General features: G+C 66.7%; 11 protein-coding genes. 4 read left to right on the forward strand and 7 right to left on the reverse strand.

The features are described from left to right. Position 1 precedes the first annotated feature (1 nt). Positions 2-775, forward strand: a complete 774-nt coding sequence (locus ACIQ1T_RS04075) for an energy transducer TonB (RefSeq protein WP_395943252.1) — start codon at positions 2-4, stop codon at positions 773-775. 3 nt (positions 776-778) lie between these two features. On the opposite strand, the gene mnmA is transcribed toward ACIQ1T_RS04075, so the two are convergent. From mnmA to ACIQ1T_RS04110, 7 genes are all read right to left on the reverse strand, one after another. Further along, positions 779-1,993 (reverse strand): tRNA 2-thiouridine(34) synthase MnmA, encoded by a 1,215-nt coding sequence (mnmA, locus tag ACIQ1T_RS04080; protein WP_395943253.1) that lies wholly within the window; start codon positions 1,991-1,993, stop codon positions 779-781. Between the two features lie 39 nt (positions 1,994-2,032). Further along, positions 2,033-2,359, reverse strand: a complete 327-nt coding sequence (locus ACIQ1T_RS04085) for a type II toxin-antitoxin system RelE/ParE family toxin (protein ID WP_395943254.1) — start codon at positions 2,357-2,359, stop codon at positions 2,033-2,035. Beyond that, positions 2,356-2,592, reverse strand: a complete 237-nt coding sequence (locus ACIQ1T_RS04090; protein WP_395943255.1) for a hypothetical protein — start codon at positions 2,590-2,592, stop codon at positions 2,356-2,358. The genes ACIQ1T_RS04085 and ACIQ1T_RS04090 overlap by 4 nt, the downstream gene beginning before the upstream one ends. Positions 2,593-2,832: 240 nt before the next feature. Beyond that, the gene (locus tag ACIQ1T_RS04095; protein WP_026108337.1) at positions 2,833-3,117 is read right to left on the reverse strand and encodes a DUF1153 domain-containing protein; all 285 of its coding nucleotides are present in this window, start codon (positions 3,115-3,117) and stop codon (positions 2,833-2,835) included. 172 nt (positions 3,118-3,289) lie between these two features. Further along, a complete protein-coding gene (gene flgE, locus ACIQ1T_RS04100; RefSeq protein WP_395943256.1) occupies positions 3,290-5,098 on the reverse strand; it encodes a flagellar hook protein FlgE in 1,809 nt (602 codons plus the stop codon). Positions 5,099-5,144: 46 nt separating this feature from the next. Further along, positions 5,145-5,867 carry a flagellar hook assembly protein FlgD gene (locus tag ACIQ1T_RS04105; RefSeq protein WP_395943257.1) on the reverse strand — a complete coding sequence of 241 codons (723 nt, stop codon included), beginning with the start codon at positions 5,865-5,867 and terminating at the stop codon, positions 5,145-5,147. Between the two features lie 4 nt (positions 5,868-5,871). Further along, a complete protein-coding gene (locus ACIQ1T_RS04110) occupies positions 5,872-7,764 on the reverse strand; it encodes a flagellar hook-length control protein FliK (RefSeq protein ID WP_395943258.1) in 1,893 nt (630 codons plus the stop codon). An 86-nt stretch (positions 7,765-7,850) separates the two neighbouring features. Here ACIQ1T_RS04110 and ACIQ1T_RS04115 point away from each other — a divergent pair, with 86 nt between their 5' ends. From ACIQ1T_RS04115 to ACIQ1T_RS04125, 3 genes are read left to right on the forward strand one after another with little or no spacing between them, the layout of a single operon-like run. Further along, positions 7,851-8,153, forward strand: a complete 303-nt coding sequence (locus tag ACIQ1T_RS04115) for a hypothetical protein (RefSeq protein WP_395943259.1) — start codon at positions 7,851-7,853, stop codon at positions 8,151-8,153. Positions 8,154-8,171: 18 nt separating this feature from the next. Continuing rightward, positions 8,172-10,289, forward strand: a complete 2,118-nt coding sequence (gene flgK, locus ACIQ1T_RS04120; RefSeq protein ID WP_395943260.1) for a flagellar hook-associated protein FlgK — start codon at positions 8,172-8,174, stop codon at positions 10,287-10,289. Then, positions 10,286-11,251 (forward strand): flagellin, encoded by a 966-nt coding sequence (locus ACIQ1T_RS04125; protein WP_395943261.1) that lies wholly within the window; start codon positions 10,286-10,288, stop codon positions 11,249-11,251. The genes flgK and ACIQ1T_RS04125 overlap by 4 nt, the downstream gene beginning before the upstream one ends. Positions 11,252-11,346: the final 95 nt, after the last annotated feature.

Genomic DNA, 11,346 nt, shown 5'->3' on the forward strand with positions numbered 1-11,346 from the left:
GATGTCGTCCGACCTGGTTTCCCCGTTCGCGAAGGCGGCGACGGGCGTGGTCGTCGCCGTGGTCCAACTGGGCCTGATCGCCGCCCTGGCGGTCGAGGCTGTGCCGCCCCGAACCCTGGACGACGGCGGCGCGCCGGTGATCGAACTGACCCTGGCGCCGCGCGTCGCCTTCGACAGCGTCAATGGTTCGGCTGATTCCGCCGACGCCAGGCCGGCTCAGCCTGTGGCGTCCAAGGCGGAGGCCGCGGACGAGACGCCAAGGGTTCGCCCGACCCCGATCGCGCCTCGTATCCAGACCATGCCGGCGCAGACAGTTCCCGTCTTGGTGCTGAACACGCCGTCTCGGGCGCCGACGCCGACGGAAGGGCCGCGTGGCGAGGCCGAGGGGCAGGGCGAGGCGACCGCCACGGGTGCGCGGGATTCGCGGCGTGGCCTGACCGAAGGCGGCGCTGCGCGGACGACAGGGGCCAGCGGCGGCGCCCGGATCGACGACTATTACGCCCACGTCCTGCGCTGGGTGGAGGAGCACAAGCGCCATCCCGGCGGCGTCACCGGCGTGGTGACGGTGGCCTTCACCCTGGACCGGCGAGGCCGGATCACCAAGGAGCAGGTGCTGACCGGAAGCGGTCATGCCGGCCTGGATGCGGCGGCTCTGCGCCAGTTGCGGGCGTCCGAGCCCTTTCCGCGTCCGCCGTCAGACGCGACCTGGCGAACACGGGAGTTCAGAGTGCGGCTGGACTATCGTCCGCGTGAAGGCGGACGGAACGCGCGCTGAGGATCAGACTGCGACGGCGGTCGTGTCGCGGATGAAGCCTCCGCCCAGGACGCGCTCGGGATCGGCCGGCGAATACAGGGCGCAGGCCTGGCCGGGGGCCACGCCTTCCTCGCCTTCCTCGAACACGACTTTCACCTCGCCGTCGATCCGGGCCAGGCGGGCAAGAGAGGGTTGGCGGGTCGAGCGGACGCGGGCCAGGACGGGGGCGCCGGCGTCGGCGGCCTCTTCGATCGTGGCCTCGTCGCCCAGCCAGTTGGTTTCCTCCAGCGTCAGGGCGGCGGTCAGCAGGGCCTCGCGCGGGCCGACGACGACGCGGCGGGTCTCGGGCTCCAGCTTCGTCACGAACAGGGGTTCGCCCACAGCGACGTTCAACCCCCGGCGTTGGCCGATGGTGTAGTCGGTGATGCCCGAGTGTTTGCCCAGCACCCGGCCGTCCATGTGGACGATCTCGCCGGCCTCGCGGCCCTGCGGACGCAAACGGTCGATCAGGGTGCGGTAGTCGCCGGACGGGACGAAACAGATGTCCTGGCTGTCCGGCTTGGCGGCGATCTTAAGGCCCAGTTCGGCGGCGACGCCGCGCACCTGGGGCTTCTCGAGATCGGCCAGGGGGAAGCGCAGATAGTCCAACTGGTCCTGGGTGGTGGCGAACAGGAAATAGGACTGGTCGCGCGAATGGTCGATCGCCTTGCGCATCTGCGAGCGGTTGCCGACGGCGGCGCGGCGGACGTAGTGGCCGGTGGCCATGGCCTCGGCGCCCAGGTCGCGGGCGACATCCAGCAGGTCGCGGAACTTGACCGTCTGATTGCAGCGGATGCAGGGGACCGGCGTCTGTCCCTTCAGATAACTGTCGGCGAACTGGTCGATCACCGCGTCCTTGAACCGGCTTTCGTAGTCCAGGACATAATGGGGGATGCCGATCATGTCGGCGGCCAGACGCGCGTCGTGAATGTCCTGGCCGGCGCAGCAGGCGCCCTTCTTCTTCAGGGCCGCGCCGTGGTCGTAAAGTTGCAGGGTCACGCCCACGACGTCATAGCCGGCCTTGTGTAGCAGGGCGGCGACGACGGTGGAATCCACGCCGCCGGACATGGCCGCCACGACACGGGCGCCGATCGGCAGGCCGACGGCCGCGCGCGCGCTCTCCACCGCCGCATCCATGTCGGCCTTGTCGCTCATGGGGGCGATGTTCGGGATGGCGCAGATGTCTTCGACCAGGATCATGGCCGCCATTTAGTGCCTGATGCGCGCGATTTCGAGGCGTCAGCGCAAGGCAGCCCGAAAATCCATCCGATCATGCAGCACGCGGAGCACAATCACCGTCTGAGCATCGACGATGTAGGTCAGTCGGTGACGAGGTTTGCTGACGGCTGAAGGGAGGCTGCGAAGATGCAGGGAGCGGATGCCGGGGCGGGCGAGAGCCATGGGGCGGGTATTGGGGCCATAGGGATCGTCACGGACCGCCGTCAGGGCGCGTAGGACCAGGCTTCGGTAGCGATCTTCTGCAGTTTCGCCGAAAGAACGGCGGCTTTTGACGAGCAAGCGCTCGATATCCCGCCGCGCCGGCGCGGTGATAAGGATCTTGTTCAATCGCGCCCGAGGCCGTCGAGCCAGGCCTCGATATCCTGAACCTCTTCGTAGTCTCCAGCGTCGAGGGCGTCCAAGCCCTCCTGGATCATGGATTGGAGGCGTTCCGTCTTGTCACGCCAGTCCATCAGAACGGCTTCGATGGCGCTCTGCCGATCGACGAAGCCGTTCGGCCCGACCTGACGGTCGAGGAATTGAACCAGCGGGTCGGGCAGGGTCAGAGCCAGGTCAGCCATGGCCGCAATATAGAATATATTGCATGATCAGGCCAATCGACCGGTGCCGCCAGGGTTCGGTCCGTCCGTGGTCCTTGTCGGATTACGAATGGTCTCAGAGATCGTGAACGCGACCGGGCCCTGTCGCGGCTGAGGGAGGCGGCGTCCGCTATCGGTCGTTAACTGTGCTGCGCAGATGTAAATGAGAAGGGCCGCATCCGTTTCCGGATGCGGCCCTGATCGTCTCCGAGGTGCGAACCCTTAGGAGCGGTAGCTCTGGATCCGCGTCGTGCGCAGGCCCTGCATGCCCCATTTGTCGATGGCTTTCTGCCAGGCGAGGAACTCCTCGGCCGTCAGTCGGTACTTCGCCAGGGCGTCGTCCAGGCTGAGCAGGCCGCCACGAACGGCGGCCACGACCTCGGCCTTGCGACGGATCACCCACCGGTCCGTATTGGACGGCGGCAGATCGTTCAGCGTCAGGGGCGTGCCTGTCGGTCCGACCACGTATTGTTCGCCTTTGCTATTAAGGCGTCGCTCTTGCAACATGGGCTTATGCCTCTTTCACCAACACCGTAGTGTCATGAATGTAGGCCTGCCCAGCTAAGGTCGGTTTAAGCGTCGTGGTGAAGGAACGGATAAAATCCGTCCCGACCCGAATGACTCTGTAAACCTTGCTTTCGCGACGATTCATTGAAACTAACGCTTACTTACTCGCCGATCAGCGTTTGATGTTGATCAGCTCGGCGAGCATTTCGTCCGCCGTGGTGATGATCTTGGACGAGGCGGAATAGGCCCGCTGCGTCGTGATCAGGCCGGTGAATTCCGCAGACAGATCAACGGTCGAGGATTCCAGTTGCTGGGCCGCGATGGTGCCTGCGCCGCCGGAGCCGGCCGCCTTCAGGTTGAAGGTGCCGCTCTCCAGGCTGACGGCATAGGCGTTGCCGGACACTTCCTTCAGGCTGTCGGGGCTGGGGAAGGTGGCGATGGCGACCTGGGCGATGCGGCGCATGACGCCGTTGTCGAAGATGGCGGTGACGAAGCCGCTCTCATCGATCGTGATCTCGCTCAGATTGCCGAAGGCCGTGCCGTTGGTGACCGTCGATTGCACCACCGAGGCGGTGTTCAACTGGCTGAGGCCGCCAGCCGAGGTGTTCAGATCCAGGGTCACCGTCTGGGCGGCGATGCCCAGGCCGTCGGCCCATTTGACCTTGCCGTTGTCGGTGGGGTCCGCCGGGTCGATGGTGTTGTTGGGATCGGATTCCAGGAACGAAAGGGTGGCCTGGGTCGGATCATCGAACAGGCCAGTGCCGGCGGGCCAGCTCTGCATGGTCTCGACGTCCAGACGGCCCGATGGGGTGAAGGCGATCAGGCCGGTCTTGATCTGACCGTTGGAATAAGGAGCGCCGGTGACGACGTCCTCGGCCGGAACCGCGACGATTTCGGCGTACCACTGGTTCGGCTGGTCGCTCTTCAGGAAGCGGATTTCCAGATTGCGCTGGCCGCCCTTCGAGTCCGACACCGGGATGTTCATCTTGAAGTCCGGCTTAACGCCGACCGGAGTGTCGTCGTCGGCGTTGTACATGGCCATCGAGTTGACGGCCGGATCATACTTGGTCTTGGCGATGCCGTCAGTGGTCATGCTGATCTTGGAGAAGTCGATCGCGAAAGGCGTGCCGGGCGTACCGTTGCTCGTCGGGGTGATCGTGATGGTCGAGGCGGTCGCCGTGGATGTGCCGTTGGCGCTTGCCCCGTTGTTGGGAACAAAGCCGGTCAAGGCGCCGGCGGCATTGTAGCTGGCCACGCCCTCGATCCGCGTGATGCCTGTCTTGAGCGTCACATTATAGGTGGTGACGCCGGTGCCGGCATTGTAGCCGGCGCGCTCGTAAGCGACCGAGATGTCGTGTGCCGGACCGCTTGTCGCCGGCGCGACGAAGTTTTCTTCGACACCCTTATAGACGTTGGGCGCGGCGGCCGTGGAGACTTCCTGCGTCGAACGCAGGTTGGCGTTGATCTGGACGCGGGTGGTCGGTTCGGCCGTGCCGCCGACCGAGCCGATGTTGATCGAGCGCAGCCGCGACAGGTCCGACGGGTCAGTGGCGATCTCGCCGTTGGAATCGACCGGCCAGCCCTGCAGATACAGGCCGGCGCTGTTGGCCAGATAGCCCTGCTTGTCGACGCGGAAGGCGCCGGCGCGGGTGAACAGGCGGGTGTCGGTGGCGCCGACGCCCTCGGCCTGGGTCGTGGTGACGAAGAAGCCCTGGCCGCTGACGGCCAGATCGGTGCTCTCGGTCGTGCGCTGCAACTGGCCTTCCTGGCCGACGAAGGACCGGGTGTTGGCCATGACGCCGCCGGCCGAATAGCCGCCGCCGGCGCGGCTCTGGCTGTTGACCAGGGTCTGGAACTCGGCGGCGGTGCGCTTGTAGCCGACGGTGTTGACGTTGGCGATGTTCTGCGAAATCGCCGCCAGGGCGGCGGAGTTGGCGGCCAGACCGGACACGCCGGCCAGCATTGCGCTGTTCAAGCTCATGAATACGCTCCTTGAATGAAGGTCATCGGGAAGGCGGCGGAGCGCATCATGCGGCCGCCTCCTCGGTCGGGACGTCCGGATTCTCCGTATCGTCGTTGTCTGCCTGTTCCTTGATCTCGTTCAGCGAGAGCACGGTGGAAAGCGGAAGTATGGAATCGCCGATCACCAGGTACGGCGTGCCGTCGTACATCTCGACGCCGGTGACGCGGCCGCGGATCAGGGCCTGGCTGTCGACCGTGCCGCCGCCGGTGGCGGTCGCGGAGACCTTCAGCGTATAGACGCCGCCGTCCTCGAGCTGTTCGCCCTGGGTCGTCTTGCCGTCCCAGGTGAAGTCGTGCAGGCCGGTGGAGGTTTCCAGCCCCTTGCCCTCCCAGACGACCTTGCCGGTGCTGTCGAGCACCTGCAGCTTCACGTCGGCGGCGGCGCCGCCCAGCTCATAACTCCAGTTGGCCTTGCCGCCCTCCAGCGAGGTGGCGGTCCAGGCGGCTGTCACCTGACGGCCGATGTAGTTGGCGGCGTTGTCCAGGCCGCCGGCGGCCTGGGCGGCGACCAGGCTGGTCAGCAGGTCGTTGGTCAGCAGTTGCTGCTCCACGCCGGCCATCTGGGTCAGCTGGGCGGTGAATTCGTTGGAATCGAGCGGCGACAGCGGGTCCTGGTTCTTCATCTGCGTGGTCAGCAGGGTCAGGAAGGTCTCGAAGTTCGAGGCCAGCATCGTCGTGCCGCTGTTCAGGCGGCCCGAGGCGTCGACGGATGATACGGCGGTGGCCATGGGGTCAGACCCTCACATCGACGCGGTCGCGCGTCTGGGAATGGTTGGTCCAGGCGCCCGGGGCGGGCGTGGCGGAAAGATCGGCCTGGGCGGCCAGACGTGATCCGCCGGCGAACAGGGCCTGGCGCTGTTGCTGCTGGCGGTCGAAGCCGCCGCCGGACGAGGTGTCGCGCTGGGTGAAGTCGAGCGAGTCGCCGGCGACCTGGAAGCCGGCGTCCTGAAGCTGGCGACGCAGTTCGTCGGCCCTGCCGCGAAGTTCGACTGCGGCGGCGGGATTGTCGAAGGCTAAACGAGCGGCCAACTGGCCGTCGGAGCCGATCTCGAGACTGACGTCGACGCGGCCGAGATCTTCGGGCGTCAGCACCATGTCGAACCGGGTCGAGCGGCCCTCAAGCTTACGCGCGATCTGGGCCGCCAGATGGGCGGTGGTCTCGATGGTGGCGCGCGACAGGGAAGAGGCGGTCGCGGTCTGGGTCGTGGTCGCCGTCGCCTCCAGCGCGCGGGCCTCGGCTGGAGTGTCCACGGGCGTGGCCGGGTCGAGCGGCAGGACAGCGACGTCCAGGGGCGGGGCGGCGGCCGAGGCGGGATCCGTCCGAGCCGTCGCGGTCTGAGCCGAGGGCGGAGTCGCATCCGCCATGGCGACATGGTCGGTCGCCGAAGCCTGGTCGCCTGCAACTGTCGGCAAGGCTTCGGTCGGCGCAAGCCTGGTCTGGGCGTGATGTTGCGGCGCGACAGGAGCGGGAACTGCGGGTTTTGCGACGCTGTCCGCCGTCTGTTGCGGCGCGGCGTCCGAGGCGGTGACGGCCTCCGTCGGTTCAGCGTCCGTGTCCAGGGCCTGGATGGCTTCGGCGACGGCCAGCTTCACGGCTGCGTTCGCCGCCGTCTGCGCAGGCGGCGGAGCGACGGCCGCCGGTTGGACCGTGACCTTGATTTCCACCTTGGGCGACGTCGGCTCCGACTTGACCGCGACGGAGTCGGCGGGTGCGGTCTCGGCAGGGGGCGGCGTCGGCTCGACGGCGGCTTTCTCCGCAGTCTTCGGCGTCTGCGCGAAGACTGCTTCTACGACCCCGTTCACGCTGGTCGTCGCGGGCTGATCGGCCTTGAGCACGGGAGCGTGCTCGACCTTGGCTCCGGGTTGCGACGGGGCGACCTGAGGCGGCGTCATATCCTTGGCGGGGACGGAGATCGGCGGCGCGACCTGGATGGTTTCTGCCTTCGCCGGCGCGGGCTCGGCGAGAACTTCACTGACGACCGGCGTGGCTTCCGACATCTGGTCAGACGCTTCGGTCTTGTTCTGGACGGTCGGCTTCGAAACGGGCGTCGGCGACGCGTTCGTCAAAATCGGCGCGTCGATCGGTTCGATCGTGTCGAGTGACAGCTGGCCGACGGTCTGGTCGACAGCCTTCGCCGCAGCCGGCTCGATCGTCTGTTCGGGCCGTTTGGCGCTCTCTACGTCATCGACGGGCGCGGCTTCCACTGTCGGTGCGGGCGTGGTCGTCTGAACCACAGGCGGGGTGACGGGCGGAAGGGCCTGCTGCGTCGGCGCGTCGGCGCTGTCGGTCGCCGTTTCCGTCTGTTCCTTTTCCAAGGTCGGCGCGGCCGCGTCGTCCGGAAATGGAGTGGTCTCGACGGAGGGCGTGGCGGCTTCGGCGGCAGGCGGCGTCGCTTCGGCGGTTTCCAGCTCGGTGGCGGAGATCGCCGGCAGGGACAGTCGGCCAATCGCCCGGTGCGGGGCGTCCGTCTTGGCGGCCTCGGCCAGAGCCGTGACCTGCAGGACGTCGGCCAGCTTGGAGGAGAACAGACCGGCGGTTTCGCCGTCCTGAACGCCAGGCGCAGCGGCGGGCGTTCCGGCGGTGGCCGGAAGCACGGAGGCGAACATGGCGAATGCGGACGGCATGGGTGCGCAGGCGGCTTTCAGGTCTGGGCGGCGCCTGCTGCGCCTGGGTTCTTCGGACCGGCCGTCGCAAGGGGCGGGCCAGTTTGATGATGATTGAAAACAATAGGAAAAATGAAGTCGCTCGCGTTTTCGCCGTGGCGCGATGGTCGTTTCTTGCCGTGCCTTCGCCACTTTTTGCCCGGCAGCGAACGCGTCGGCGGCGTTTCCGCGCGGCCAGGGTTTGCGGCGTCGGTTTCGACGGGGACATATTTGGCCCGACGCTTGCGCGCCCTATTGGTCATGAAAACTGCGCGATCAGCGATATTGTTGAAAAACAACGCTCTGGACGAGCGAAGCTGGCGCGTGGCCGGGCAAGAACTGCGCGTGACAGGGCAGGGCTTGCCGGGTGAAGGGCAGGAGGCGCTTCCATGTCGCTGAACTCGATCATGAACATCGCGACGTCGGGCCTGCAGACTGCGCAGGCCCAGTTGCGTGTCACATCGGACAACATCGCCAACGTCAACACGCCTGGCTATGTGCGCAAGATCGCCGACCAGGTTTCCGCCGTCACCCAGGGGTATGGTGCGGGCGTCGACGTGGCGCGGGTGCGGCTGGCGACGGACCGTTTCCTTCAGGCGGCGAACATGAGCGCCAACGCCGACGCGGCGCGCCAGACCGTCCGCTACGAACTGTACGACCAGATCCAGAACCAATTCGGCGATCCCAGCGGCGACGGCGGCTTCTTCGCCGATATCGACAAGCTGTTCGCCAGCTACGCCACCCTGGGCGAGAGCCCGACCTCGTCGGCGGCGCGCCAGGACACGGTCTACAAGACACAGGCCCTGTTCAACGAGGCGGCCGGCATCGCCGCTCAGATCCAGTCGGCGCGGCAGGAGGCGGACGGGCGGCTGCAGGGGGCGATCGAGACGATCAATCCGCTGCTGGAACAGATCGACAAGCTGAACAAGTCCATCGCATCCGGGTCGGTCACCAACCAGGACGTCACCGGCTCCCAGAACGCGCAACAGACCCTGATCAACGAACTGTCCCAGTACATGGACGTCAAGGTCGAGGCCCGGGCGAACGGCGGGGTGACCCTGCGGACCGGCACGGGGACGACCCTGGTCGGCGAGGGTCACGCGACCCTCTCTTATCAGGCGGCGGGGACGGTGGGCGCTTCAACGGCCTTCTCCGACATCATGATCACCGAGCCCAGCGGGACGCGGTGGCCGCTGCTGGACGGGGTGACATCGGGCCAGATTCGCGGGCTGGTCGAACTGCGCGACATCGACGCCCCGGCCGCAGCGGCGCGCCTGGGCGAACTGACGGCCAAGCTGGCCGACGAGTTGAACCGCGCTCATAACGCCAACAGCAGCGTGCCGGCGCCGACCAGTCTGACGGGCCGTAATACCGGACAGTCGCTGCAGAACGCCCTGACGGACTTCACCGGCAGGACCACGATCACGACGGTGAACGGCGCTGGCGTCATTCAGGCCTCGGCCGAGATTGTCTTCTCGGGCGGGACCATGACGGTCAACGGCGTCGCGGCCGATCCGACCACCTTCCTGGCCGAGCTGAATACGCAGCTGGGCGGGACGGCGACGGTCAGCTTCGTCGACGGCAGGCTGCGGATGGAGGGGCAGGGCGGCAATGGAATCGCCATCGCCGATGATGCGACGTCGCCCAGCAGCAAGGGCGGCCGCGGCTTCTCGCACTGGTTCGGCCTGAACGACCTGGTCTCGACGACCTCGCCCACCTTCTACGACACGGGACTGAGCCTGACGTCCCAGCACGGGTTCGACCCCGGTGAAAACCTGACCTTCCGCATCGCCGGCGAATCCGGGGCGCGGCTACGGGACGTCACCGTGGCGGTGCCGGCGGGGACCGGCACGATGGGCGAACTGCTGACGGCCCTGAACGATCCGGTCACCGGGGTGGGGCGCTATGGCGCCTTCAGCCTGGACGCCTCGGGCGCGATGAGTTTCAAGCCCTATGACGGCGCGACCACGACCATGAGCGTGGTCAAGGACGGCACGACCCAGACGCCCTCGGGCCTGTCGATGTCGGAGCTGTTCGGTCTGGGCGGCGCGGGCGCGAACCGCGCGGGCGGCTATACGGTGCGCAGCGACATTCAACAGGATCCGGGCAAGCTCGCCCTGGCCCAGCTGAACCTGTCGGCCGCCGCCGGGACCCCGGCGCTGAGCAAGAACGACGGTCGGGGCGGACTGCTGCTTTCCGACGCCGGCAAGAAGAACGTCAACTTCGCCGCTGCAGGCGGCAACAGCGGCGGGACCAAGAGCCTGTCGGCCTATGCGGCCGACTTCGCCGGCGATATCGGCGGCAAGGCCTCGGCGGCCAAGACCCGCAGCGAGACCGCCACGGCCCTCGCCCAGGAGGCGGAAAGCCGCCGTTCCTCGGCCGAAGGGGTCAATATGGATGAGGAACTGGTCAACATGACCACCTTCCAGCAGGCCTATAACGCCTCTGCCCGCCTGATCCAGGCGAGCAAGGACATGTACGACGTCCTGATCGGGATACTGCAATGACGCGCGTCGCCACCAACGGAAACTATCAGTCCGCGCTTCTCAATCTGATGAACGCCCAGAGCCGCGCCCAACTGGCGCAGGAGCGGATCGCCAGCGAGAAGATCGCCACCGACATGTCGGGCTATGGCCGGGGCGCCGAGCAACTGACCAGCCTGACCTCGACCCAGGCCCGGCTGGAGGGGTTCATCGGCGCCGGCGAAAGCGCGGCGGCGCGGCTGAGCGCCCAGGACCTGGCCATGACCCGGATCTACGAGGGCGGACTGGGCGCACGCGACGCCATCGCCGGGGCGATGGCGGCCGGCGACATCACCAATCTGATGACCGAACTGGGCCTGCAGTATCAGACGGTCCAGGGCGGCCTGAACGCCGAACACCAGGGCGCCTATCTGTTCGCGGGCGGTCAGAGCGACGTCGCGCCGGCGACGGCCAAGACGATGGGCGAGCTGGCCCTGGCGCCTTCAACGGCCTCGACCTTCGCCAACGATACCCTGAAGCAGAAGTCGCGGATCGACGAGAACACCACGGTCGAGACCGGCTTCCTCGCCAATGAGATCGGCGGCCCTCTGACCGACGTCTTCCGTAATATTCAAGCCTATCAGAACGGCAATCCGGTTACGATCGACGGGGTGACCTATACGCCGGCGGCCCCAGGATCGATCACAGGCAAGCCCACGGCCGACGTCGAGACCTTCCTGAAGGCGGCGATCAAGACCTTCGATGCTGCGAACGAGGGCCTGACCAATCAGACCGCCAAGAACGGCCTGGTCCAGAACCATGTCGAGTCCGCCCTGGACGCGCACCAGTCCCAGCAGACCGCGCTGAAGAAGATGATGCAGGACAAGTCGGGCTATGATCCGGCCCAGGCGATCACCGACCTGCAGATGGCCCAGGTGGCGATTGAGGCGTCCGCGCAGGTGATCAATTCCCTGAAGAGCACTTCGCTGCTGGATCTCCTGAGGTAGGTGGCGTCGCGTCGCAAGGCGCGCACGGAAAATCCAAGACATTAGAAAAGATTACGGCGCCGCTGGACCTTGGTCGGAAATGGAACGTATCATGA

The sequence above is a fragment of the Brevundimonas sp. genome (assembly GCF_044336875.1).
In the GTDB taxonomy this organism is placed as follows: Bacteria; Pseudomonadota; Alphaproteobacteria; order Caulobacterales; family Caulobacteraceae; genus Brevundimonas.